The organism is Lysinibacillus sp. FSL M8-0337 (assembly GCF_038593855.1).
Taxonomy (GTDB): Bacteria; Bacillota; Bacilli; order Bacillales_A; family Planococcaceae; genus Lysinibacillus; species Lysinibacillus sphaericus_D.
In genome coordinates, this window is record NZ_CP151996.1 from 3,366,049 (window position 1) to 3,392,806 (window position 26,758).

The window sequence follows — 26,758 nt, forward strand, 5'->3', positions numbered from 1 at the left end:
TCTGACCACTTTTTAGCATTGACTATATCTTACAAAATAACTGATGAAAAGTAAAGAAAAAACTGCATAGAATTCTATGCAGTTTCTAAATTCTTGTTTAATTTCATAATTTTTCAGTCGATTGTGCATGTTTTACTTTCACTTGTGGTTTCCCAAAACGTTTTTCCAGCGTGCCCTCAATATATAGGAACCCATCTTCCAACAATATTTCCTGTACGAGTTGAAATACTTGCGGGAATAATGTCACAGATACTGTACCAAACTCATCTTGGAGTTGGACAAAAGCCATCTGCTCTCCTTTTTTCGTTCTGATTTTTTTTACTTCGTCAATCAGACCAATCATTTTGACATACATTCCCTCACGTGCATGCTTCAGTTCTGCACATGTAATATTCACATCTGCCCAGTAATTTCTTACTTCTGAAACAGGATGAGCTGATATATAAAAGCCTAGACTTTCTTTTTCATGCTGGAGTTTTTCCTTCTGGGACATCGCTTCTGCTTGCATATACTTCGGTTTCCCAAAAGTAAAGGCAGTTGCCGTTTCAATATCTACATCTTCTGTTGGGCGCAACAGTTCTGCATGCATTAGCGCTGCCTCTAAAGTAGCTATGAGCACCGCACGATCTTTTCCTAGATAATCAAGCACACCTGCATAAACTAAAATTTCCATTACTTTTGGTTTGAAATGTTGTGCACTTAAAGCGACTGCCAAATCAAATAAATTATGAAAAGCTTCTGGATTTGTTTTGCGCACTGCCACTATCTTCTCTATAAACGTATGTGGCACACCTTTAACGCCGGATAAACTAAAGCGAATTCCATCCTTTTCAACTAAAAAGAATTTTGTACTGTGCAACAGCGAAGGTGGATAAAATGGAATTCCTTTATCTTTCGCTTCCGCTACTAGTTGCTGAATTTTTTCCGCATTTCCCGTTGCATTCGTTAATAATGCAGCATAAAAACTTTGCGGATAATGCGCCTTTAAATACGCCATTTGATATGAGATGACACTATAGGCAACAGCATGACTTTTTGGGAAGCCGTAGTCTGCAAAGCGGACAATTAGCGCATAGACATCTTCTGCAATATGTCGATCAAACCCTTGGTTCAATGCCCCATTGACAAAGGCAGCTCGTTGCTCGTCTAAAATATCACGATTTTTCTTACTCACCGCCCGACGCAATAAATCCGCCTGCCCCATTGTAAAACCTGCCATCGTTGCTGCAATGTGCATAATTTGCTCCTGATAAACAATAACACCAAATGTTTCGCGTAAAATAGGTTCCAGTAACGGATGGGGCATCGACACTTGCTCCTTGCCTGCTTTTCTTCTAGCGTACACAGGGATAAAGTCCATTGGTCCCGGACGGTAAAGTGCATTGACAGCTACAATATCTGAAAAATGGCTTGGATGAATATCACGTAATGCTTGTTTCATCCCTTCTGATTCTAGCTGAAAAATACCAACTGTATCACCCTTTTGAAGCAATTGGAACGTCAGCTCGTCATGCATTGGAATAAGGTCAAATTCTATCCATGGTCCCCCAGCTTTATAAATAGACCAACGTACTTGCTCTAAAATTGTTAAATTGCGCAAACCTAAAAAGTCCATCTTTACAAGCCCACGCGCCTCCACATCACCCATTGGCCACTGCGTAATATACACACCATCATGTCCATCTTCAATTGGAATTGTATTCACTAAAGGTGTCGGTGCTAACACAACACCCGCCGCATGGGTAGAGGAATTTCGCGGCAAGCCTTCTAGTTTTAATGCCACTTCATACCAACGTTGATGATATTCATTTTCCGCTAACCAAGTTTGAAAATTTGGTGATTCTGCAACTGCTCTTTGTAAAGTCATCCCTGGTTTATTGGGTATCATTTTCGATATTTTTTCCATCACTTCAGCCTCAAACCCAAACACACGCGCCACATCTCTCGCCACTGCTTTTGCAGACAAAGTACCAAAAGTAATAATTTGTGCGACATTAGCCTTGCCATATTTTTGTACGACGTATTGAATGACTTGATGTCGTTTACTGTCCACAAAGTCAATATCAATATCAGGCAATGTAACACGCTCAGGATTTAAAAAGCGTTCAAATAATAAACCATAGGCGAGTGGGTCGACCTGTGTTATAGCGAGACTAAAAGCAACGAGAGAACTTGCGGAAGATCCACGACCTGGTCCAGTTAAAATACGCTGTTCTTTGGCAAAATGCATAAAATCTGCAACAATTAAAAAATAATCAGCATAGCCCATTGAACAGATGATTTCAAGCTCATATTGTAGTCGCTCTCGATAAACTATAGGTAGCTCAGACACTTTCAAACGTGCAGCTAACCCTAAAAATGCCTCTTTGACAAGCAAGTTTTCGGCTGTTTCCCCCTCTTGTACAGGAAATGTAGGCATTTGAACATGTGTTTCTGGAATTTTTGCTACACAGCTAGCCAGCATGCTGGCACTTGCTTCAAGCCATTCTGAACGATCGTTAAACCAACCTTTCCACTGTTCCTCTGTTGGTACAAAATAGTTTTCTAAATGCGCTGTAAGCATCGTGTTTTGAAGCTTTTCCCCTGTATCGATTGCTCTGGCCACTTCATAAGCAAAATGGTCTTCTGGTCGTAAAAAATAGCAGCGCTGCGTAGCTACAATGGCAATATTTTCGGCTTCACACCACTGCGAAATCATCGCTTCATTGTCTGTTATTATTCCTCCTGGTCTTGCAATCCCTGCATATAGACGTTTTCCAAACACTTGCTGTAGCGCACTTGTCATTGCTTGCCACTCTGCACTATCGGCTATATCAATCGTTGACAGTAATGCTATACATCCTGCCGCATAGCCTTCAAGCCATTTCCAAGGCAATACCTCGTCTTGTCGAATAGAAACAGCACTACTAATCTTTAGTAGATGCTGATAACCTTCCTGTGTTTGCGCATACAGCACAAGCGGGATTGTTTTTTCATCCCACTGCACCTTTATTGTAAGCCCTATTACCGCATGGATATTTGCTTGCTGCATCGCTTGACAAAAAGGCAAAAGCCCGTACAATTTCGAATTGACAATTGCACAGGCCTGCGTATTTTGCTCTTGTAAAAAAGGGATCAATTGTTCAAGCCGAATCGTGCTTTGCAATAAATCCGCGCTCGTATGCATTTGTGTATATACATGTGTCAAAAGAATCCCCGCCTTTCAATTACGAATGATATGATTGACAAATTTCTTGTAAACGTGCCGCGACAAGCTCTGCTTCTTGCCATGAATAGGCAGTTGCCCCTGAAGCAAGAGGATGTCCCCCACCATTAAATTCCTTTGCCAATGTGTTAATAATCGGACCTTTAGAACGGAGACGAACTCGAATTTGGTCTTCCTCTTCTATGAATATAACCCAAGCACAAATTCCCTTTACACTGCCTAAACAACCGACTAATAGAGATGCCTCTGACGGCACAACGTTAAAGTCAGCAAGTAATTCCTTTGTCAGTTTAACATACGCCGCTCCATGTTCATCCATTATGAAGTTTTGATAAATATAACCTTGTAAAGTTAATAATTTTTGTTCCATTTCATACATCCCATCGAAAATTTGATTTCGATCAAAATGATATGTAATGAGTTCTGCTGCCACTTTAAATGTTTTTACGGTCGTACTTGGGAACTGGAAACGCCCAGTATCTCCTACAATTCCAGCAAATAATAATCTAGCAGAGGCATCCGATAGTCGCCAATCTAATGTTTCTTTACCTGTTTCAAAAAGCTCATAAATCATTTCACTGCACGAACTTGCTGTTGTATCTACCCACAATAAATCGCCGTATTGGTCGTCATTCGGATGATGATCAATTTTTACAACCATCTTACCTTTTGTATAGCGTTGATCGTCAATACGCTCCGTATTCGCTGTATCTGTCACAATAACTAAAGCATTTTCGTAAACAGCATCCGCAATTTGATCGGGCTCTGCTAAAAACGATAAAGACGTATCATGCTGGCCTACAGCGTACACTTTTTTATCGGGATAATTGGCTAAAATCAACTCTTTTAACCCTAATTGTGATCCGTACGCATCCGGATCAGGACGCACATGGCGATGTATAACGATTGTCTCATATGCAGCAATTGTGTCGATGATTTGTCTTTTCAAAATGATTTCCCCCAAAATGATAGTAATAACCGTTAGCATTTTTCTTCAATAATCGTTACAATAATGTCTAGTTATGCTAGGAGGTTTACTATGCTCAATTTAATTTTTGTCTTCGCAATTATCATATCATTTGTCTTTTATTTTTATTTTAAAACAAAACAGTTCCGTTCTCCATTACCTATTGCTAAAAATTGGTACAAAAGTAAGGCGAATATAGGCTTTGGTTCCTTTATACTTGCATTTTCTTTGAACCAAGCTTACTTATTCCCTGGAATGTTTACATTTATCATTGTAGCAATTCTTGTGATATTAGGCATCTTTGTTATTGTAGAAAATATTAAAAAAGCTCGCCACTATGGTCAATTTGTGGATGAAGAATATCGTATCAACCGTTAATTCCTAAATGTCTGGCACATATTATTGAACATAACGATTAAAGGGATGACCTAGTATTTGCACTAGGCCATCCCTTTTTGTGTAATCAGCGCTCCAATAGCTGGAACATCATCATCGCCTTACCGACAAGCATCTGCTCATTAAATACTTCGAAGTCCATCTTAACAAACTTCCGACTCATATCTAATATGCGAGGTTTAACAGTAAGTGTGCTCTCCATTTGAACAGGCTTAATGAAATAAATCGTCATGTTTTCTGCCACTGCATCGCCACGTTTTCGACGCTTTAATGCAAATGATCCAACTTCGGCTAGTAAAGTTGTAAATGCTCCGTAAGAAATAGCCCCATATTGGTTTGTCATTTGCGGTGTCACTTTAAACTCAACGATTAAATCTTCATCACCTAGTACTTTCATCTCATTTTTTACTAAATCATCAATTGTTTCACCATGTTGAGGCTGTCTTTGTGCCAGTTGCAATGCCTTAAGCACATCTTGACGACTAATAACCCCTTGTAGAACATTATCGTCATTGACAATCGGCAGTAAATCGATTCCTTCCCAAATCATGCGGTGTCCTGCAGACGCGACGCTCATTTTCATTGAACCAGCAATTGGATTTTTCGTCATAACCTTTTCAATCAGCTCGTCCTCTTCCCTACCAATAACGTCTTTAACAGTAATCATTCCGACCAATTTATTGTTTGCAGTTACTACTGGGAATGCACCATGTGTTGTACGCTCATTCAACTTGTGGAAATGATGGATCGTTTCATCATTGCGTAACACCGATGTCTCAACCATTGGTACATAGATATCCTCAATAAATAAAATATCTTTTTTAATTAACTGGTCATAAATAGCACGGTTAATCATCGTGGCAACGGTAAAAGTATCATAGCTAGTAGAAATAATCGGTAAATCCAATGCATCGGCAAGTTGCTTATTGTCATCTGTTGTGTCAAAGCCGCCGGTAATTAATACAGCAGCACCTGCACGTAGCGCATTTTCGTGCGCTTTTATACGGTTTCCGACGATAAGTAAGCTACCAGCATCTGTATAACGCATCATATCTTCTAATTGCATCGCACCGATTACAAATTTTGTTAATGTTTTATGTAGACCTGTTTTACCACCTAACACTTGGCCATCTACAATATTAACAATTTCTGCAAATGTTAACCGTTCGATGTTTTCTTTCTTTTTCTTCTCAATACGAATTGTTCCGACACGCTCAATAGAACTTACTAACCGACGATTTTCCGCTTCTTTGATGGCGCGGTAAGCCGTTCCCTCACTAACTTGCATCTCTTTTGCAATTTGTCGTACTGAAATTTTATCGCCCACGGGTAGTGACTCGATGTATTGTAAAATCTTCTCATGTTTTGTTGACAAAATATCACCTATTTCTCAAGCAATGAATTCTGTTCTTAGTGTACCATATTTTTTGAGAAAATATTGAGTATAAAGGTGTAAAATGTTTAACGTTTCCTATTATTTCAACTACGCACGTGGTGTCAATTATTATAGTACAGCACCGTAAATGATTAGGAACAGTTTACTTTTTCACCAGCTTTTAAAATTTGAACCTCTGCATTTTGCACTAAATTTGCAAAAATTTGCGGATCCTGCTCAATTGGAGGGAATGTATTATAATGTATCGGTACAACAATTTTTGGTTTTAAAAATTCTACAGCACATGCAGCATCTTCAGGGCCCATCGTAAAGTTATCTCCAATTGGAATAAAGGCTATATCAATCGGATGACGTTCACCAATTAATTTCATATCACTAAATAGCGCTGTATCCCCCGCATGATAAATCGTTAATCCCTCGATAAATAATAGCACGCCGGCAGGCATTCCCATGTAAATGATTTCATTGTCTTCTGTTATATAAGAGGAGCCGTGGAAAGCCTGTGTAAACTTCACCTTCCCAAAATCGAACTGTTTTGCTCCACCAATATGCATTGGATGCGCTTTCACACCTTGCCATGAAATCCAGTTTGCTAATTCATTTGGTGCAATAACAAGCGCATCCTTTTTCTTAGCAAGTTCCACCGTATCACCTACATGATCATTATGCCCATGTGTAAGTAAAATAATATCTGGTGCCTCATCTGTAACCTTCAAATCGGTTTGGCTATTTCCATTAATGAAAGGGTCAATTAAAATTGTTTGATCATTTGTCTGAATTTTAACGACAGAATGACCATGATAACTAATTTGCATAAAAACGTTCCTCCCAACACGCATAATATTTGCTCCATCTTTTAATTCGCTATCCATGCGCTTTTTCCCTTTTTTTGATATGCTTGTACAGGATATGAAAAGTGCTATAGTGCTAGCTTTTCCTTTGACATGTACATGCCGAGAAAAGAAACGTCGTGCTAAATCATTTTTTGTTATAACCGCGCTGCGGGTGCTCCAAATAAACGTAAGCATTGCATTGCTACCTAATGAAGCCACTTGAAAAATGATGTTTTAAACTAACATCAGCAAAAAACTAGATGCAATTATGAGGAGGAAATGGATGATGTCAAAAGTACAAGAAATCCAAAACTATTTACAAAAAAATCAAATTGATGCCGCATTCGTAACGACTCCCGATAATGTCTATTACGTATCAGGTTTTAAAAGTAATCCCCACGAACGATTACTAGGTGTGATGATTTTTAAAGAAGCACAACCTTTTTTAATTTGTCCACAAATGGAAATCCCAGATGCACAAGCTGCCGGCTGGTCATATGAAATAATCGGTCATCAAGATACAGATAATGCTATGGATGTTCTTGCACAAGCGATTAAGAAGCGCAACGTAAATCCATCAACATTCGCGATTGAAAAAGCACAGCTTATCGTAGAACGTTTAGAAGCTTTACAACAATCATTTCCACAAGCTCAATTCGTACGCCTTGATGAAAAAATTAATGCCATGCGTGTGATTAAAGATGAAAATGAGTTAAATAAGCTACGCAAAGCGGCTCAACTTGCCGATTATGCGATTGAAGTAGGTTGTAAAGAAATTGCCGAAGGTAAAACTGAAATGGAGATTTTAACTGCTATTGAAAGTGCTATTCAAGAAAAAGGCTGTAAAATGTCCTTTGAAACAATGGTATTAAGTGGACCAAAATCGGCTTCACCACATGGTAAACCTGGTTCACGTAAAATCGAAAAAGGCGATATGGTGTTATTTGATCTAGGGGTAATTTACGATGGTTATTGCTCTGATATTACACGTACAGTAGCTTTTGGTGAACCATCTGCTCCACAAAAGGCAATCTATCATGCTGTATTAGCGGCTAATACCAATGCCATTGCAGCTGTAAAGCCTGGAGTACGTGCAATGGATTTAGATAAAATTGCGCGCGATACTATTACAGACGCAGGATTTGGTGAATATTTCACACATCGACTTGGTCATGGGCTTGGCATTTCCGTTCATGAATTCCCATCTATTACAGGAACAAATGACATGATGATGGAAGAAGGCATGGTATTTACAATCGAACCTGGTGTTTACAAATCTGATGTGACAGGTGTTCGTATTGAAGATGATGTCGTGGTTACAAAAGATGGTGTGGAAGTATTAACAAAATTCCCTAAAGACTTAATCGTACTGTAAGACAAGGTATTTTACGATGTAGAGGATAACTCAGTTTCTATGGATTCTTTTCCACAGTGACAAAAGAGAAAAAGTGTTAGATTGACTAAAGTCAATCTAACACTTTTTCTCTATCGTTGTTGTCCGCTATGGCGGGACATTCCGCGGGGACACTGTAAGCCACATCGCGGAATGCCCACGTCTGATATAGCAGAGCAGGAGTCACCGCCTACACTACCAACAACTAGTGCTATCTTCTAATTTTTTATTTATTGTAAAAGGAAAATGCTAATCCACTTATTTAAAATGGACACTGCTATCCTTCTTTTGACATTTTACGGTTCAGATGTATCCATACGTAACGAATAGCTACCGCAAGATATATTTATTTTAGTCATGCATTATTATTGTATTAATTCATCCACATTCACATATGGCAAGCCTTGTGCTTCTGCTACCGCTTTATAAGTAATATGCCCCTCTAATGCATTCACACCTTTTTTCAATGCAGGATTATCAATACATGCTTGCTTATAGCCTTTATTGGCAATTTGCAATGCATACGGGATTGTATTATTTGTTAAAGCAATCGTTGAAGTACGTGGCACTGCACCTGGCATATTGGCAACAGCATAGTGGACGACCCCATGCTTAACATACGTTGGATCATCATGTGTTGTAACACGATCAGATGTCGCAAAAATTCCACCTTGGTCAATGGCAATATCCACAACAACAGAACCTGGTTGCATTGATTGAATCATTTCTTCCGAAACTAACTTTGGTGCCTTTGCTCCAGGAATTAGAACAGCACCGACAACTAAATCAGAGTGTTTCACAGATTCTGCAATATTATATGGGTTAGACATTAATGTTTGAACATCGCGGCCAAACATATCTTCTAATTGACGTAGACGTTCTGGACTTAAATCAATAACTGTTACATCTGCTCCCATACCAACTGCAATTTTCGCAGCGTTTGTTCCGGCGATTCCGCCACCAATTACTGTTACTTTACCGCGTTGTACACCTGATACCCCACCTAGTAAAATCCCTTTACCACCGTGATTTTTCTCTAAATATTGCGCACCAATTTGAGTTGCCATTTTACCAGCTACTTCACTCATTGGTGTTAATAAAGGTAATGAACCATTGCCAAGTTGAACCGTTTCATAGGCAATACCTACAACTTTTTTCTCTATTAATGCCTGCGTTAATTCACGCTCTGGCGCTAAGTGCAAGTAGGTAAATAAGATTTGTCCCTCATAAAAGTAATCGTATTCCGATGCTACGGGTTCTTTTACTTTTAAGATCATTTCTTGAGCCCATGCTTCTTTTGCCGACGCAACGATATGTGCACCTGCTGCTACGTAATCTGCATCTGTAAAACTTGAACCGATACCAGCTCCTGTTTCAATATACACTTCGTGCCCAACATGCGTTAAGGAGACAACCCCTGCTGGTGTCATTGCTACGCGATTTTCGTTGTTTTTAATTTCCTTTGGAATACCAATCTTCATATTTCCAATCCCCTTTCATAACCTATGAACTAAGCAATATTCATCAAAATACGATTCATCGTAAATGATGCACCCCTTGCATTTCCATCTTACCAAACATGTGCAAAAAATGCTTTAATTAAAGCAAATACTAATTAAATTTACAATATTTATAAAATATCAAATAGTTAGATTATTAAAGAGATAAGAGGCATTGTACAGTAAATGCCTTCACTTTTTCACAAATTTTCTTCGGAAAGTATTTCCTTTAGAAAATCATTTGATATAATATCATTATACAAATAGGGAGGTAATACAAATGGCTAATCATTATAAAAGCATTGTAGTTGCAGTAGACGGTTCTAAAGAGGCAGAGTACGCTTTTCGTAAATCAATCGACGTTGCTAAACGTAACGAAGGTGCGGTTTTAAACCTAGTAAATGTTATTGATACGCGTTCATTCGCTGCTATTGAAGCATATGACCGTTCAATTGCAGAGCGTGCACAAGCTTTCTCTGAAGAATTATTAAATGGTTACAAAAAACAAGCTGAAGAAGAAGGCTTAACAAACGTAAACCTTGTAATCGAGTATGGATCTCCTAAAAATATTATTACAAAAGAGCTTTCTAAAATCGTTGATGCAGATTTAATTATCTGTGGCGCTACTGGTTTAAATGCAGTAGAACGCTTCCTAATCGGTTCAGTATCTGAAGCAATCGTACGTTCTGCAAATTGCGACGTACTTGTTATCCGTACACCAGAAGCTTAATCGCAATACATAAAAAGGTATCCAAAATTGGATACCTTTTTTATTATTTTATTTTCCTTCTTGCCACATCTTCACTTTCTCAAAAAACATTGCAAGCGCTTGTTTATTTTGCATATTTGGTACTTTCGCCAATAATACTTCTTTCGGGGCTTTAAAAGCTTCCCCTTGCTTTTGTAAAATCACAATACTTTTTTCAAGTGCTTTATTGGCAAACATTGTTTCTGGCAATTGAATAATCGCTTGAATCCAAGCATGCTTTTGGATGTACTTATGCAGTTGCTTCGACTGTTCCGATTCAAAAAGATGTGTTGGCGCTAAGAAAAATAAATAGCCTCCGTCTTTCGTATAATTGATAGATTGCTCAATAAATAAATGATGAGCATAGCTCATGCCTTCAGAAGCACAAAGCTCATAATCTAGTGCTACTTCCTCATTCGGATAGTATCCGACTGGTAAATCACAAACAATCGCATCTACAGGATCCACCAATAAGTCTTGCAACGCATCTTGGCGATATAAAGAAACTGGTTGCTCTGTTAAATCTGCTGTTGCTGCAGCTAATTGGATAAGTAACTCATCTACCTCCACACCTGATGCTTCTAATTTTCCATCAAGTAAATTCATAACTGTTAACAATAAATTACCTGTTCCCACTGCTGGATCCATGATTGTCAGCTTTTCTTTCTCTAATCGATCCGCAAAAATTTGTTCAACAAAATAACCAACTAATAGACCAAGCGTATCTGGTGTCATTTGATGATTTGGCTGGGAACCTTTACGCATCCCTTTTAAAATCGCAATTTGAATAGATTTACGCACATCTTCTTTCGTTGCTCCTTGTTGGGAGAAATCTACTTCTCCATCAAGCCATGCCTCTAGTCCATCAAGCACACCTTCAAGCAATGTCGCATCTTGCTCTTTTTCTATTTTTTCTGCATGCTCATTCAGCATCCCAAATAGTTTTTCAATTTTTTCCATACATAACTTCCTTTCACGCAGAAAAGAGCCGTGACAAAACCTGTCACAGCCCTTTTGTCTAGTATTATCTTAGCCTAAAAGAAGCAAATTATGCTAGTGCTTTCACTGCTGCAATTGCTGCTTCATAGTTTGGATGATCTGTAGCCTCAGGTACATACTCGACATAAGTCACTTTGCCAGTTGCATCTACCACAAAAACGGCGCGTGCTAGAAGGCGTAATTCTTTAATATATACGCCATATGCTTCACCAAATGACAGGTCACGATGATCTGAAACTGTTTGAACAGCATCAATTCCTGCAGCTCCGCACCAACGTTTTTGAGCAAATGGCAGGTCAACTGATACTGTATAAATTACTACATCATCGCCTAAATTTGCAGCTTCCTCATTAAAACGGCGCGTTTGTGCATCACATACACCTGTATCTAATGATGGGACTACGCTAAACAAGCGAATTTTACCTTCTGAATCTTTTAAAGAAACAGGTGATAAATCATTTGCTAATACTGTGAAATCCGGTGCTTGGTCTCCAACCTTTACTTCGTTACCTATTAGTGTTACTGGACCCTTTTTAAATGTAATTTGTGCCATGTTAACGCCTCCTAATCATCATATGTACATAATCTTACTAAATGTAGGGAAATAATTGCAACTAGGACAGCTTATCTTCATGCAATTAATGTGATGGCTTGTCAGCTACCACTCCTATTTACACTGTTCACACACATTTTTGAAGATAATTACTAAAAAATGTTAGATGACTGTAATCATCTAACACTTTACAAATTAAAAATTTAAAAGTCACTTAAAGTTGTGTTTTACCTGCTGATCATTCCTCAGGTTTTTCCTCCAACTTTTCAGGTTCTTTAGCGGCTTCCTGAATAGTTGCTGGCGTTTGTACCGTTGCTTGCACAGTCTCTTTTGCTATATACACTTTTTCATGAACAACCGTAGTCTCAGCAAAGTAATCATGTATACCTTGATTGTCCGGTAAAATAGCAACTAAAATATACAGCGGCGTAAAGATATTACTGATTAAGCGACCAATCCATTCTCTGAACAGCACATCTGACCATTGTAGTTTATCCTGTTTCAGCGATACAACGCGTAACCCCAATGCCATTTTCCCTAAAGTTTGCCCGAAAAATTTCGTCATCAAGACAAAGTAACAATAATAAAGAACAGCTGAAATAATTGAGATAGGTGCATACCATACCGATTCTGATAATGACCAGTCCATTAAGTAAAATATTGGATTAACAGCAATTCCTATAATAGCAGAAATAACTAATCCATCTAGGACAAATGCCCAAAAACGTACCCAAAATCCTGCGGTCTTCAATTGATAGTTTGTCATCACTGTAGGCGTCACTGTTTTATCTAGTAATTCTTGGCTTATCGAGGGTGCCCCTTGCAAAACGAAATCATTGTTTGTCATGGTATGCCCTCCTTAGTATTCACCATATAAATACATCATTTTTGGTGCCTTATATTCCGTCATAATTTTCATCAACATTTTTTCTTCAGCCGAAGGACCAAATAGTGAACCAACTTTCATGCCAATTAATGACGGTAAGCCTCCTTGATTATACGAGTATTCGAAAAGAACAGCATCCTCTAATCCAAAATCTTGTCGTAAAGCTGCAATTGCCGCTTGCTCATCGCCTATTTCGTCAATTAAGCCTGCTTCAAGTGCCTTTGTACCACCAAGAATTCGACCATCAGCTACCTTTTTGACATCCGCTTCAGACATATTGCGCCCTTTTTCAACTATATCAACGAACTCTTCATATGATTCATTAATCATATCTTGCATCATAGCACGTTCTTCTGCAGTAATTTCACGTGTAGGGCTTAGCATATCTTTATGTTGCCCTGATTTAAACGTTTCAAATTTCACGCCCACTTTTTCGGCTAATTCCTGATAATTAATAGATTGCATAATGACACCAATAGAACCTGTTATTGTATCACGATGTGCATAAATTTTATCTGCTGGTGCTGAAATGTAGTAACCACCCGACGCTGCCATAGAATCCATTGACACATAGATAGGAATTTGACGCTCTTCTTTAATTTCTAACAATTTCTTATAAATTTCTGCCGATTCCTTTACTCCACCACCTGGAGTATTCACACTTAGTACAATTCCCTGTACTGTATCATCAGCTAAAATATTATCCAATTGATTTAAGAAAAACTGGTGATCGTAAGCAACGGATTGCCATAATGTATTCGACCCAACATCTTGAATCGTCCCATCCACTTTCAAATATGCGATACGTTTTGTATAATCTTCACCTTCAATAACCGTTTCGTATACATCTAAATTTTTGCCAGCCATTACGCTATCAAAATTACTAAAGAAATCTGATTTAAAAATCGCCATAATCGTGTTAAGTCCTAATGAAAACACTAATAATACAGCTGCAACTGCTAAGGCTATCCACCTTTTTGTATTCATATAATCGCCTCCTCTTCACGTTATACGTCTAAATGTCCAAAACGTTTCACTTTTAAGTAATTTTTATGTAAAAGTTTTTCTCATGTTTATGAATTTGCCATAAACAAAATAGGGAGAGTACAAAAAAATCAAAAGTTCATCATAAAGCATGAACTTTGATTTTTCGACATTATTTCCTAGGAAATAATTATTGGTGTGTGTAATGGGCTTTTTCTTGTTGTCGTAATTCGACACGTCGGATTTTTCCAGATGCAGTCTTTGGTAATGCTTCAACAAATTCAATTGCCCGTGGATATTTATAGGGTGCTGTCATCAGCTTCACATGGTTTTGTAGCTTTTGAATAAGCGTATCATCACCTGTCACTCCTTCACGCAAGACGATAAAGGCTTTCACTATATTTCCTCTTACTTCATCAGGGCTTGCCACAACAGCAGCTTCTTTGACAGTAGGGTGCTTCATTAAGGCATCTTCCACTTCAAATGGCCCAATTGTATAGCCTGACGAAATAATGACATCATCACCACGTCCCTCAAACCAAAAATAGCCATCTGCATCTTTATATGCTCGGTCACCGGTAATATACCAATCTCCACGGAATTGCATGCTAGTGCGTTCTGGGTCTTTGAAATACTTTTTAAACAGTGCAGGTGTTTGACGATGGACAGCAATATCTCCAACAACGCCATCCGCAACAGGATTTCCAAAATCATCAATAATTTCGACTGTATTGCCTGGTGTCGGTTTACCCATAGAGCCAACGCGAGCATCCATGCCAACCAGTGTCCCAACAAGCAATGTATTTTCTGTTTGGCCATAGCCATCACGCACTTGAATATTAAAAGTTTTTGAAAACACTTTAACGACTTCACTATTTAACGGTTCACCCGCTGATACAGCTTGACGGATGGCACTTAAATTATAGTCCTGTAAATTGTTAAGTGTGGCCATAAAGCGATATTCTGTTGGGGTACAACATAACACATTCACTTTAAATTTTTCTAGCAATGACAAGTAAGTAGAAGCATCAAATTTTCCTTTATAGACAAATGCTGTTGCTCCGCTACCTAACGTTGCTAGGAACGGACTCCAAATCCACTTTTGCCAACCAGGTGCAGCAGTAGCCCAAACTATATCATTTTCTTGTACGCCTAACCAATTCGGTGCTGTCGTACGTAAATGCGCATAACCCCAGCTATGTGTATGAACAGCTGCCTTAGGATTCCCTGTTGTTCCACTTGTATAAGCTAAAAAGGCATTATCTGTACTTTTTGTCGGTGTAGGGTTTAGATAATTTGTAGGATGCTCCTTCATTTTTTCAAGCAATGGTTGCCATGGTGCATGTGCGTGACCAATAACGAATTGCATAATCCCTTTTAAATTTGTTACGTCGTCAAATTGCTCAATATATGGCTCATAGGCGATAATACCTTTGGCATTGGCATGTGTAATACGATATTCAATATCCTTTGTACGTAACATTTCAGAGCTAGGGATAATAGTTAAACCCGCTTTCAGTGCCGCAATGTAAACAATATAAGCTTCGACAGATCTTGGAACCATCACTAATAGCACATCGCCCTTCGTTAATCCCTGCGAAGTAAATACATGGGCAGCCTGATTCGCCTTTTCCAGTAAATTTGCGTATGTAATATATTGAATTTCTTCGTTGTCATTATAAACAATTAATGCATTTTTAGATGGATCTTGAGCGTACTTTTCAATTTCCTCCACAATGTTATACCATTCTGGTGCAATTAAATCCTGTCTTTTCATCATAACTTCCTCCTTAATACTAGGTTCATTATAAAACTCATTTTTTACGATTTTCAATGGAAGGACCCTATTTTAAAAAAGTCATGACAATTATCATGGTTTAGTATATGGCATCAGTCACTGCTTTCCAAATAATGATAAAATGCTATTGAATACTACGAAAAGGTATGTTACATTTTGGTCAACTAAAATTTTCATGATTGCAGGGGGACTCTAGTGAGTTGAGAAGGTAAAACCTGACCCTTTGAACCTGTTAGTTAATACTGACGTAGGGAGCAATACACATCTTATTATTGATGAAAAGCTCTTTTTACGTGTGCCTTGTGCCCGAACGAAAAGAGCTTTTTTTGCATGCTTACGTCCACCAAAAGAGGAGGACTACAATGATTTTTCAAACGATTCGTAAAAAACAACCGTTGATTCACTGCATAACCAATTATGTAGTGGCAAATTTTCAAGCAAATGGCTTACTAGCCATTGGTGCATCACCGGTAATGGCGGATGATCCGCAGGAAGTCGAAGAAATGGTATCCATCGCATCAGCGTTATTGGTAAATATAGGAACGCTTACTACACGCACAAAAGAGTCGATGTTACTTGCAGGAAAAAAAGCGAATGCCCTTGGTGTACCAGTAATTTTGGACCCAGTAGCCGCTGGCGCTACAGCATACCGCAAACAAACGGTACTACAGTTATTAGACACAATTCATTTTGCTGTTATCCGCTGTAATGTTGGCGAACTTGCCGCGATTGCTAATGTACAATGGCAACAAAAAGGCGTTGATAGTGGTACTGGTTCCATTTCTGTTGAGGATAAAGCAAAAGAAATAGCAAAAAAATATAATTGCATCGTGATTGTAACGGGTGAAAAAGATTTCATAACCGATGGGAACCTTGCGCAATGGATTGTTGGTGGTCATACTCGAATGACAGAAGTGACAGGTACTGGCTGTTTATTAAGTGCCATTTGTTGTGCTGCTTATATTGCGGGTAATGAGCCTTTTTCCCAATTATGTGATACATTAACGAGCTATAAAAAAATTGCTGAAAATGCTCATTCAGCTGCTCCTTATAATGGAGATTTCGCAGTAGCTGTCTTAAATGAATTGCATCGTTTATCTCAGGATGGTGATAGTTAATGCACATTGTTACAACAATAGCGGGCTCTGATAGCGGTGGCGGTGCAGGTATCCAAGCGGATTTAAAAACATTTCAAGAATTAGATGTATTCGGAACGTCCGTAATTACAGCTTTAACTGCCCAAAACACACAAGGTGTCATGGATGTGCTACCAATTGAACAAGCCTTTATAAATAAACAATTTCATGCTCTCTTAGAGGATTTTCCAATTAGTGCCATTAAGACTGGCATGCTTTTTTCCTCTGATATTATTCGTACAATTGCGCTAGCTATGACGAATTTAACCATCCCTCTTATTGTTGATCCTGTCATGATTGCAAAGGGCGGTGAAACTTTATTACAACAAGAGGCTGTTGAGGCATTAAGAAACAATTTATTACCACTTGCCACGATTGTAACGCCGAATATACCAGAAGCTGAAACATTAACTGCAAGAAAAATCGAAACCGTGTCTGACATTCGACTTGCGGCGCAATCGTTATTACAGCTAGGTGTTCAATGCGTGATTATCAAAGGTGGTCATCTAGCGAACGAAGATTTTGCTGTAGATTATGTGTTTTTTAAAGATGGCAAATCATTCTCAATGCAGACTAGTCGAATTGCGACGAAAAATACACACGGGACAGGGTGTACATTTTCTGCCGCATTAACAGCTTTTATCGGCCGTCAAATGCCGATAGAGCAAGCCATTATTGAGGCTAAGAAATTCATTCAATTAGCCATTACTCATAACTTATCAATTGGTCATGGCAATGGACCAACCAATCATTTTGCTTACCAAAAATTCAAAGAAAGTTGCGAGGTGATCATAGGTGAAACGCAGTGATTTGCAGCTTTATTTTATAATGGGCACAGCGAATGCCAAAATCAAACAACCATTAGCAATACTAGAGGAAGCATTGCAAGCTGGCATTACGATGTTCCAATTCCGAGAAAAAGGAATAGATGCACTGACAAATGAAGATTATGAACATTTTGCCCGTCAATGCCAAAAACGATGTCGTCACTACAATGTTCCATTTATCGTAAATGATGATATTGAGCTTGCTTTAAAACTCAAGGCAGACGGTATTCATATTGGACAAGATGATTTTCCCATCTCATTAGTACGAGAAAAAATTGGTGCGGAAATAATACTTGGTGTTTCGGTTCATACAGCGGATGAATTACACATCGCTATAGAAAATGGAGCAGATTATGTAGGTATTGGTCCCATTTTTGCTACCACTTCTAAAAATGATGCCAAAGCGCCAAGTGGTACTGAATTTTTACAACAAGCACGTCGTCATTATCCCGAGTTGCCGATTGTAGCAATTGGTGGCATTAACTGTCAGAATGCAGAAACAGTATTCAAAGCTGGTGCAGACGGTGTAGCAGTTATTTCCGCTATTTGTGATAGTCATAATATTCACCAAACCGTAGAGACCTTTAAATCGTATTGATTGAATTATTCGAGTTACGCAGTCATAAAAAAAGTAAAAATAAACAAACTAAAACCAGTGCCTTTTACGGTCACTGGTTTTAAGTTCAATAAATGCGTTTTCTGCAATTATTGTTTTGGCATACCTTTTAATTGAGATTCTGCCATTTGTACAAGACGTTTAGTGATTTCACCACCAACGGAACCGTTAGCACGAGCTGATGCGTCAGCTCCTAATTGAACACCAAATTCTTGTGCAATTTCGTATTTCATTTGATCAAGTGCTTGTTGTACACCAGGTACTGCAAGCTTGTTTGAACTGTTGTTGTTTGTCATGTCTCTCACCTCCTTGTGAATATAGAATGTGCGATATTCGATTTTTAATACGAAAATTTTATAGGTAAAATGTAACTCTAAAGGAAAAAGACTAGAAAACATAAAAAAACCGTCCCAAATTACAAATTTGAGACGGTTTCCTTCTTATTATAATGTCGTTATTGGTCTTTATAAGAAAAGAACATTTTTTTAGTTTAAATCCATAAATTTTTTATAAAAGATCTGCAAATTTATCTGTAGGCTGTTCTTTTTTCGGGAAAATGTACACTTCACGGTTTTTCACAGCACGTTCGATTAGTTCATCAAAATCAGAAAAGCTTTCATAATGCTCTACTTTTTCAAGCTTTGGCTTTGTTTTCGGACTAGCTGGGGTAAAAATTGTACAGCAATCCTCAAATGGCTGAATTGACGTTTCATATGTGCCGATTTTTTCAGCAATATCAATAATTTCTAATTTATCATTAGAAATAAGCGGACGTAAAATTGGTGTATTCGTTACAGCATTAATCGCAGTTAAACTTTCTAGCGTCTGGCTTGCTACTTGTCCAAGACTTTCACCTGTAACAATGGCAAGTGCATTAATTTCCTCACGCACTTTATCTGCAACCTTTAACATCATGCGACGTGTCGTTGTCATTGACACATTGGACGGCACTTTGTCTTTAATAAGGACTTGGATTTCTGTAAACGGAATAACATGCAGGCGAATACTTGCACCAAATTTTGTTAGTTCATTTGCAAGCACTTTTACTTTTTCCAATGAATTTTGACTTGTATATGGTGGGCTAAAGAAATGAATTGCTTCTAAACGTACACCACGTTTCATCATTAAATACCCAGCAACAGGACTATCAATACCGCCTGACAGCATTAATAATGATTTGCCGTTTGAGCCAACTGGCATACCACCTGCGCCTGGAATCACTTGCGCCATCATATAGGTAGAATCGTGGCGCACCTCTACTCGTAATTCTACATCTGGATGTTTCACTTTTACTGATAAGTTTTGATATTGCGGTAAAACATACCCACCAATTTCACGCTGAATGCTGTGAGAATCTAATGGGAATGTTTTATCTGTACGTTTCACTTCAACTTTAAATGTTAGCTGTTGATCTTTAAATGTATCCATAATCGTAATCGCAAGTTGTTTCATGGCATCCATATCTTTTTCACAGGCAGCAACTGGGCTAAATGATTGAATCCCAAAAATTTTCGGTAAGCCTGCTAATAAAACATTCATTTGTGCCTCATCTTCAATGGCAATAAACATTCGGTCGCGTTCTGTGCGAATGTGTAAATGGCCTAAATCTGCAAATGCATAGCGAATATTTTCACGTAAACGACGGATAAAATCCATTTTATTACGTCCTTTTGTCGATAGTTCGCCATAACGAATTAAAATTTCTTTCCAAATCATCATAATCGTTCTCCTTTAAGTTCCTTCAATACTGTATTGATAACTTGTATTAATTGTGCTATATCGTCTGATGTTACATGTGCACCAAAACTAATACGAATAACACCTTTTTTAAAATGTTCATCAATATTTAAGGCTTCGACAACATGGCTTGTCTTTGTTTGTTTGGAAGAACAAGCACTGGAAGTCGAAACAATCACGCCATGTTTTTGCAAAGCATTGATAAGTACCTCACCTTTTATATCACGTACACTAAACGATAAAATATGAGCTGCACACGCTGGAGTAGAGATGATATGCACCATATCACCAAAATGTGCTAACGCTGTACGTAGTTGCTGTTGCCAATTACGGTAGTTGTTAGAACGGTCTTTCATTGTTTCGACTGCCATACGAGCCGCTTTTGCCAATGCTACCGCTTGAGGTACAGCTACTGTGCCACTACGTAAGCCGAATTCCTGTCCACCACCTAAAGCATAAGGTTGCCATTGCATTTGCTTACGAAAAGCTAAAACACCCGAACCTTTAAATCCGTGTATTTTATGTCCAGAAATCGTAATACAATCTGGCCCATCTTCCCCTTTAAACGTTAATGGCAGTTTTCCAAAGCTTTGAACTGCATCCACATGAAATGCCGCTCTACTTTCTGAATGGACGATAGCAGCCGCTTCAAAAATAGGTTGAATTGCGCCCATTTCATTATTGACATGCATCATGCTAACCAATATCGTATCTTTACGTATTTTAGCTCTTAACTCATCTAATGAAATAACGCCTTGTTTATTGACACGTAAATAGTCTATTTCAAAGCCTTCCTTTTCAAGCTGTTTGACTGACTCTAACACAGAAAGATGCTCAATTTCCGTTGTTAAAACATGTTTCCCTTTATGCGTATTAGCGCGTGCTAAACCTAAAATAGCTGTATTATTCGATTCGGTTCCACCTGAAGTAAATAGCACATTTTTTGCTTCAGTCTTCAAAATATCTGCTACTTGCTCCCGTGCACGCATTAATAATGCATTTGATTCTACACCCATGGCATGGATTGATGCAGGATTTGCATAATATTGCTCATTTACTGCCATAAATGTTTGCATCACTTCTTGATAAGGCTTTGTTGTAGCACTATTATCAAGATAAATTGTATTAACTTTCATTATTTTTCACACACTTTCAAAACGTTGATTTAACGGTATTTATCATAACGCAATCTGTCGCGATTGACTACTAATTATTCTAATTTCATCATTTTAAGTCCGCTTAGCATAGCTTATATGCTGTGAATTTTAGATGCTTTCACACTACAAAAATAGATTTTGGTAAACATTTATTCAGCATGAAATCCCCAAAATTGAAGAAAAATTTATTAAATAAAAATACGGTCATAAAAAATAGCTGCCTAAAAAGGTCATTTCACTTTTTAGGCAGCTATTTCACTTGTTATTGTATATTTGTTACTGTTGCAAAGCGTTTATGACTTTGTAAACGCTTCTTCGGCAACAATGGCCTCAATGCGTTTCAAAGCACCTGGCTCCATTTCCTCTACTGCAGTCCCTGCTTCTTCTAAAGCCTTTGCATAACGGAATTGATGAAATGCCTCTTCTGCTTCTTTTAAACGAGCATTTAACTTTGGATTTGTTGCACGGTGGCGATTGCCATATTGAATAATACGTTCGATAAGCATGACGTTTTCAATCAATTCATGTGCTTTCGCGTGAACATCTTCAACACAAAGTGTCGCTGCATTTAAGTTATTATGGACAGTTCCCATATTGAGCGGTACTTCTTGTAGACTTTGCATCACAACGTAAATATGCTCCGCTGCCTCATCTAATCGCGCATCCATCTCTTCAGGAATACCTGGAATATTCGCCTTATTTAACAGACGATCTGTTTCTTGTAGCGTTTTTTTCAAGTTGTCCACTTGTGTCCGAGCCTTATTTTCATCAATGCGAAGTTTTTTCATTGTATTCGATAAATGCCCTTGCTCTTCGTGTATGCGCTCCAATTCTTCACTAATTTCAATTAATTCCTCTTGTAAGCTTGAATAGGCCGATTTTTCCTCCGACACACGCATCGCCAATAAATCATAGCGACGTTGTAATGCTTCTAATTGTTTTAGCGCCGCTTTTGGAATTTCTGCATCTTTTTCATTCAAGTGGTAGCTTTGCTGGACAAATGTTGCTTCATCACTTACTAATCGAGTGGAGCTAATAACATTCGTAATTGATCCTAATAAGCGCTCACAATTTTGGTCGACATAGTTTTTAGCAATCACTTCTTTTTCAAGTAAGTCATAAAAATGGTCTATTTCTTCATTTATTTCAGCAACACGGGGTTTTACAGATGTTAACTTCAGCTCTGCTAGTTCCTCTTTTAACGAAGCAAACTCCACTTCCAGTTTGTCCAACGCCTCTGTAAGTTCTAAATGATGCAAGTAGTAAGATTGTTCTTCCATTTCACGCTGACCATTGCGTAATTCTTGAATCGCACCTGGTAATTTTACTTGTAGTTCCGTTAAAATAGTTGGCACATCATTAATATATTCAAACGTTTGTTGGGATTCATTATTTAAACTAATTACTATTTCACGGGCTTGTAAATAATTGCCCTCGCTTGTCAGTACATCAAATTCTTCAAATTTTTGTACAAACACTTCTAACTTTTGTTCAAGTGCTGGTAAAGCTACGCCAAATGAGTGCTGATGTGCAAGCAGTGTTTTGCGTGCTGATCGATAATATTCTTTTAATTGTTCAATTTCAATACGGTTTTTTTCTTCGCTGCCAATTAATTCATTAAGTTCTTCTAAGATTTTATCTTTATCTTTTTCACACTTACGAATATAATCCTCTATTTCACGCTCAATCAACGTTGCTTTTTTAAAACGAAGACGATTGATTTGGTCTTCAGCATCGAATAAAAGCGAATCAATTTTTGTCATATGTACGTCGATGACTTCATCCCAACTATTACGCCACCGTTCAAACATTTCCTCTGTTTCGCCATTCATATTTAAAGATTTAACTTTAGAAATTTCTTCATTTATGGGATTGTTTTGTATTTGTAATTTTTCATTTTCAAGTTGTGCAATAATTGTTGTATGTTTTCTTCGCATCATTAATCCTACTATGGCTAAAATTAATAGTAGGATAATCGGAATGATGATATACTCCATCGTAAGCCTCCTATTCTACAATAAACGAATTGGCTAGTTGTATTTATTATATACTATGTTTTCGCCTTTTGTACTAAAATTTAAGTGATTTTCAGAAAAGTGTATTCACGACCTACATATTGACAGCTTCCCCTATGTCATTGAACATAGAGCGTAAATATGTATTTATCATTTTAATAGTTAAAGGAGTGTAAAATGTATGAAAAGAGACGGGCACATCCATAGCCCCTATTGCCCACATGGGACATCTGATTCATTTACACAATATATTGAAAAAGCAATTGCTGAAAACTTTACGGATATTACATTTACAGAACATGCACCATTACCCTCTAATTTCCAAGACCCTACACCTGAAAAGGATAGTGGTATGCGCCCAGATTTTTTAATGCCTTATTTGGAAGACTTACAACGACTTCAAAAACAATATGCACAGGATATTCGCATTCGCATCGGTTTAGAAATCGACTATATTGTCGGCTTCGAGCAAGAAACACGTCATTTTCTTGATACATATGGACATTTTTTAGACGATGCCATTTTATCTGTTCATTTTTTACAATGGCAGAATACGTATGAATGCATTGATTTTTCTGCTGAAAGTTTTATAAATTTTGCCCAAAAAGTAGGTTCTGTTGAACGACTCTATCATTTATATTATGATACTGTCCTACAATCTATTGAAGCTGACTTAGGACAATACAAACCGAAGCGCATCGGGCATCCAACACTTATTCATAAATTTCAACTAGCCCATCATCAGCAAGTTGATGACGCTGGCCGCATCCAAGAAGTATTAACTACTATGCAGCAAAAAGGATATGAATTAGATTTAAATAGTGCTGGCTTAAGTAAAACATATTGTCAGGAACCCTATCCACCAATTGCCTTTATTGATTATAGTAAAACGATTGGTTTACCTATTGTTTTCGGTTCAGATGCTCATGCTGCTGTCGATTTACATCAGCATTATAAAACTATATTTCCAGACAAATAACGTTTAAACGAGGTGCTCATATGTTTACACAAATTAATTACGAAGGATCTATTGCCGATCAATACAAGACATTAGCAAAACAATTAGATGCATTACTCACTGGCGAAACCGATCGTATTGCCAATTTAGGCAACGCATCTGCTTTGCTTAATCAATTTCTTACAGACATTAACTGGGTTGGCTTTTACCTTTTACAAGAGGATGAACTAGTTTTAGGACCATTTCAAGGCTTACCTGCTTGCGTAAGAATTCCAATTGGTCGCGGTGTATGTGGAACAGCTGTAACAACAAAAGAGACACTTGTCGTAAAAGATGTTCACGCATTTCCAGGGCATATTGCGTGCGATGCTGCCTCTCAATCTGAAATTGTCATTCCACTTATTCGACAAGAGAAGGTAATTGGCGTTCTTGATATTGATAGCCCTATTAAAAATCGCTTTTCACAGGAAGATCAAGCTGGCTTAGAACATTTTGTCGAAACACTATTGCTTCATATTTAATATTTCGCAATATTATCTCATAACCACTAAAAAATGCCCTGAAATGGATTATAAATATATCATTTCGGGGCATTTTTTATAGTGAACCATCTATTATGCATTTGTTTGTAACGTCCGATCATGGATACAAAATCTATTTTTGCCATTGTTTTTCGCTTCATATAAAGCTGTATCGGCGTGTAGAAAAACCGCTTGAAAAGCTGGTCGATAGTATTGATCCCATGTTATAAGACCCGCTGAAATCGTTACTTTAGGGTCAGTGGCATTCGGAATGACTTCAACTATTGTTGAAGCTAGTTCAATTGCCTCTTGCTCACCAACATTTGGTACATACACCGACATTTCTTCTCCACCCCAGCGAGCACAAATACCGCTTGCACCTATTGTTTCTTCTAGTTTCACGGCAATTTGCACAAGAATCTTATCGCCTGTTTGATGGCCGTAGGTATCATTAATGCGTTTAAAATTGTCAATGTCAATAAGCAAGAACATACCTGATTGATCTTTTTTCAAAGATTTTTCTACATATTGATCTAAATAACTGCGTGCATATAATTTTGTTAAATGATCACGGTCAACCATTTCTTGTAGCTGATTTCGTAAAATCGAGTTGGCAATTGCTAACGAAGAATGATGGATTAAAGATTGCATTAGTTTAAAGCTATCAAATGAAAAGAAATAAGGTTCTTTGTGCAGTACGATACTAAAGCCATTTATTTTTTCCTCCATTAAGATAGGAATCGCCATAATTGAACGATATTCTATTTGATTTGGGGTTAATCGGCTAAAATCTGCTATAAAGAGTGGATCATTTGTATGCTCAAAATGTTGTTCAACATGTCTAATATAAGTATTGCCTTCTTCTGATTTAAATAACGATGTACTAGCATCTGTCACTTCATAGGTAGCATGATCTTTAAAAGCGAAACAAACTTCCATTGGTTGGAAAGACTTCATTAATTGTTTTTGTAGGAAAAGTAACATTTCATTAATATCAATGCGCATATTTAATCGATGCGATGTTTCATTGATGAGTTGTAAGTCACTTACGAGGCGATGCGATTGATGATATAATTTTGCATTTTCTAGCGCATTTCCAGATGCTTGTGCTAACATGCGCACAAAGTCTTTTTCCGTTGCTGAAAAAAGATATGTGGTTGGTGCACTCACTTGCAAAATGCCATAAATAGCTTGTCTCCCTTTTATAGGGGCATTTAATAAACGACAATTCAAGTCTCCAGCTAGTTCAGTAGTCAACTCTCCTGATACAAAAGCTTCGATTGTAGCCGGTCTTTCAGACAAATAATCAAAAAGTTTAATATCAATAGTCGTATGGCGATCTTGATCGTTAGATAATATAAGTTCCACATTAAATTCTGGAAAATTATCACGAATATTTTTTAAAACGTTTTCTAAAATCAAATCAATATCCATTGTTGAGTGAAATAAATCGGTCATGTTATAAAGTTTTCTATATTGGTCTTCATTCAACTTTACTTCGAGATTTTCAATCAGCATTTGTAAAACTTTTGTAAGCGTTTCTACACACTCTTCACCGTAATCCGAAGTCATAAAGTCCGTCCAAGTATCGGTGGCTTCAACAAGTAACACACCCATAGGCTCTTTGCCCTCCGTCTGGAAAAGCACCATATCTGTCATCATATTATAGGCTGTTTTTTCTTTTAGTATATAAGGAAGCTTTACAACTTTCTGTTGGTAAAAGCTAGCTTCTATCATTAGCCATGACACAGCATTTAGTTTTGTTTCGATTGTCAACGAGGCCAATTCTTCTACAGGTATTAAACTATTCCCCTCAAAACTAAGAAAGGCCGCATTTTCAATTTTCAAGTGCTTCTTTAGACACTGTTTAAATGAATAAAAATACTCATTAAAACTGACTAGTCCTCCATTCGAACTCACCCAAATGCTCAAAACATCAGATTTTATATATTTCAGCGTTTGTAAATGGTCTGTCATGAAATCACCTTTTCTATATAACGTACAAATCAATTACTATTAACTTATAATGTATTATACATAATTTGTGTCATTTTGACTATGTAATTCTACCTTACTTTTACATTTTACATTTACTACCGCATCAATAACCATTTCGTATTAGTGTTAAATTCCT

Annotated in this window: 23 protein-coding genes and 1 riboswitch; of the genes, 8 read left to right on the top strand and 15 right to left on the bottom strand. The window is 37.6% G+C overall.

What is annotated here, in order from left to right:
• Positions 1 to 103 precede the first annotated feature (103 nt).
• Together dnaE and MKY08_RS16305 are read right to left on the bottom strand one after the other, a co-directional pair.
• Positions 104 to 3,187 (bottom strand): DNA polymerase III subunit alpha, encoded by a 3,084-nt coding sequence (dnaE, locus tag MKY08_RS16300; RefSeq protein WP_069513752.1) that lies wholly within the window; start codon positions 3,185 to 3,187, stop codon positions 104 to 106.
• A 19-nt stretch (positions 3,188 to 3,206) separates the two neighbouring features.
• Positions 3,207 to 4,154: a bifunctional oligoribonuclease/PAP phosphatase NrnA gene (locus tag MKY08_RS16305; protein ID WP_081328055.1), complete on the bottom strand. Its 948-nt coding sequence runs from the start codon at positions 4,152 to 4,154 to the stop codon at positions 3,207 to 3,209.
• 90 nt (positions 4,155 to 4,244) lie between these two features.
• Here MKY08_RS16305 and MKY08_RS16310 point away from each other — a divergent pair, with 90 nt between their 5' ends.
• Entirely contained in the window at positions 4,245 to 4,550 is a 306-nt protein-coding gene (locus tag MKY08_RS16310) for a YtpI family protein (protein ID WP_024363796.1), read from the top strand.
• Between the two features lie 85 nt (positions 4,551 to 4,635).
• On the opposite strand, the gene MKY08_RS16315 is transcribed toward MKY08_RS16310, so the two are convergent.
• Complete coding sequence (locus MKY08_RS16315; protein WP_024363795.1) at positions 4,636 to 5,943, bottom strand: DRTGG domain-containing protein; 1,308 nt, start codon at positions 5,941 to 5,943, stop codon at positions 4,636 to 4,638.
• 152 nt (positions 5,944 to 6,095) lie between these two features.
• Complete coding sequence (locus MKY08_RS16320) at positions 6,096 to 6,779, bottom strand: metal-dependent hydrolase (protein WP_069513977.1); 684 nt, start codon at positions 6,777 to 6,779, stop codon at positions 6,096 to 6,098.
• A gap of 304 nt (positions 6,780 to 7,083) precedes the next feature.
• Between MKY08_RS16320 and MKY08_RS16325 the strand changes: the two genes are divergently transcribed.
• Entirely contained in the window at positions 7,084 to 8,172 is a 1,089-nt protein-coding gene (locus tag MKY08_RS16325) for a Xaa-Pro peptidase family protein (RefSeq protein ID WP_069513980.1), read from the top strand.
• A gap of 383 nt (positions 8,173 to 8,555) precedes the next feature.
• On the opposite strand, the gene ald is transcribed toward MKY08_RS16325, so the two are convergent.
• Positions 8,556 to 9,671, bottom strand: a complete 1,116-nt coding sequence (gene ald, locus MKY08_RS16330; protein ID WP_069513756.1) for an alanine dehydrogenase — start codon at positions 9,669 to 9,671, stop codon at positions 8,556 to 8,558.
• A 298-nt stretch (positions 9,672 to 9,969) separates the two neighbouring features.
• Here ald and MKY08_RS16335 point away from each other — a divergent pair, with 298 nt between their 5' ends.
• Positions 9,970 to 10,419 (top strand): universal stress protein, encoded by a 450-nt coding sequence (locus MKY08_RS16335; protein ID WP_024363791.1) that lies wholly within the window; start codon positions 9,970 to 9,972, stop codon positions 10,417 to 10,419.
• Positions 10,420 to 10,467: 48 nt separating this feature from the next.
• Here the strand turns inward: MKY08_RS16335 and MKY08_RS16340 are convergent, their stop codons facing one another.
• The 5 genes from MKY08_RS16340 to MKY08_RS16360 form a co-directional block, all read right to left on the bottom strand.
• On the bottom strand, positions 10,468 to 11,397 hold the full coding sequence (locus MKY08_RS16340; RefSeq protein WP_069513758.1) for a class I SAM-dependent methyltransferase: 930 nt from the start codon (positions 11,395 to 11,397) through the stop codon (positions 10,468 to 10,470).
• A gap of 88 nt (positions 11,398 to 11,485) precedes the next feature.
• Positions 11,486 to 11,989, bottom strand: coding sequence for a thiol peroxidase (gene tpx / locus MKY08_RS16345; protein ID WP_024363789.1), 504 nt, complete (start codon positions 11,987 to 11,989; stop codon positions 11,486 to 11,488).
• Between the two features lie 238 nt (positions 11,990 to 12,227).
• Positions 12,228 to 12,836: an RDD family protein gene (locus MKY08_RS16350; protein ID WP_069513761.1), complete on the bottom strand. Its 609-nt coding sequence runs from the start codon at positions 12,834 to 12,836 to the stop codon at positions 12,228 to 12,230.
• Between the two features lie 12 nt (positions 12,837 to 12,848).
• On the bottom strand, positions 12,849 to 13,862 hold the full coding sequence (gene sppA / locus MKY08_RS16355; RefSeq protein ID WP_069513764.1) for a signal peptide peptidase SppA: 1,014 nt from the start codon (positions 13,860 to 13,862) through the stop codon (positions 12,849 to 12,851).
• Positions 13,863 to 14,049: 187 nt separating this feature from the next.
• The gene (locus MKY08_RS16360) at positions 14,050 to 15,636 is read right to left on the bottom strand and encodes an acyl--CoA ligase (RefSeq protein ID WP_069513765.1); all 1,587 of its coding nucleotides are present in this window, start codon (positions 15,634 to 15,636) and stop codon (positions 14,050 to 14,052) included.
• A 194-nt stretch (positions 15,637 to 15,830) separates the two neighbouring features.
• Positions 15,831 to 15,928: riboswitch (TPP riboswitch) on the top strand.
• A 91-nt stretch (positions 15,929 to 16,019) separates the two neighbouring features.
• Here MKY08_RS16360 and thiM point away from each other — a divergent pair.
• Genes thiM through thiE form a run of 3 tightly spaced genes read left to right on the top strand, consistent with a single transcriptional unit; the run spans position 16,020 to position 18,218 of the window.
• On the top strand, positions 16,020 to 16,775 hold the full coding sequence (thiM, locus tag MKY08_RS16365) for a hydroxyethylthiazole kinase (protein ID WP_069513767.1): 756 nt from the start codon (positions 16,020 to 16,022) through the stop codon (positions 16,773 to 16,775).
• A complete protein-coding gene (gene thiD, locus MKY08_RS16370) occupies positions 16,775 to 17,602 on the top strand; it encodes a bifunctional hydroxymethylpyrimidine kinase/phosphomethylpyrimidine kinase (RefSeq protein WP_069513769.1) in 828 nt (275 codons plus the stop codon). Before thiM ends, thiD begins: the two co-directional genes overlap by 1 nt.
• Positions 17,589 to 18,218 carry a thiamine phosphate synthase gene (gene thiE / locus MKY08_RS16375; protein WP_081328056.1) on the top strand — a complete coding sequence of 210 codons (630 nt, stop codon included), beginning with the start codon at positions 17,589 to 17,591 and terminating at the stop codon, positions 18,216 to 18,218. The genes thiD and thiE overlap by 14 nt, the downstream gene beginning before the upstream one ends.
• A gap of 107 nt (positions 18,219 to 18,325) precedes the next feature.
• On the opposite strand, the gene MKY08_RS16380 is transcribed toward thiE, so the two are convergent.
• The 4 genes from MKY08_RS16380 to ezrA all read right to left on the bottom strand — a co-directional run bounded on the left by MKY08_RS16380 (position 18,326) and on the right by ezrA (position 23,127).
• Complete coding sequence (locus MKY08_RS16380; RefSeq protein ID WP_024363781.1) at positions 18,326 to 18,532, bottom strand: alpha/beta-type small acid-soluble spore protein; 207 nt, start codon at positions 18,530 to 18,532, stop codon at positions 18,326 to 18,328.
• 211 nt (positions 18,533 to 18,743) lie between these two features.
• Entirely contained in the window at positions 18,744 to 19,952 is a 1,209-nt protein-coding gene (gene thiI / locus MKY08_RS16385) for a tRNA uracil 4-sulfurtransferase ThiI (protein WP_069513986.1), read from the bottom strand.
• A complete protein-coding gene (locus MKY08_RS16390; RefSeq protein ID WP_069513771.1) occupies positions 19,952 to 21,109 on the bottom strand; it encodes a cysteine desulfurase family protein in 1,158 nt (385 codons plus the stop codon). The genes thiI and MKY08_RS16390 overlap by 1 nt, the downstream gene beginning before the upstream one ends.
• Before the next feature lie 314 nt (positions 21,110 to 21,423).
• A complete protein-coding gene (gene ezrA / locus MKY08_RS16395; protein ID WP_069513773.1) occupies positions 21,424 to 23,127 on the bottom strand; it encodes a septation ring formation regulator EzrA in 1,704 nt (567 codons plus the stop codon).
• Positions 23,128 to 23,326: 199 nt separating this feature from the next.
• Here ezrA and hisJ point away from each other — a divergent pair, with 199 nt between their 5' ends.
• Both hisJ and MKY08_RS16405 read left to right on the top strand, forming a co-directional pair.
• Positions 23,327 to 24,124 (top strand): histidinol-phosphatase HisJ, encoded by a 798-nt coding sequence (hisJ, locus tag MKY08_RS16400; protein WP_069513776.1) that lies wholly within the window; start codon positions 23,327 to 23,329, stop codon positions 24,122 to 24,124.
• A gap of 20 nt (positions 24,125 to 24,144) precedes the next feature.
• A complete protein-coding gene (locus MKY08_RS16405; protein WP_069513778.1) occupies positions 24,145 to 24,624 on the top strand; it encodes a GAF domain-containing protein in 480 nt (159 codons plus the stop codon).
• A 93-nt stretch (positions 24,625 to 24,717) separates the two neighbouring features.
• Here MKY08_RS16405 and MKY08_RS16410 read toward each other — a convergent pair whose 3' ends face one another.
• The gene (locus MKY08_RS16410; protein ID WP_256093265.1) at positions 24,718 to 26,400 is read right to left on the bottom strand and encodes a GGDEF domain-containing protein; all 1,683 of its coding nucleotides are present in this window, start codon (positions 26,398 to 26,400) and stop codon (positions 24,718 to 24,720) included.
• Between the last annotated feature and the right edge of the window lie 358 nt (positions 26,401 to 26,758).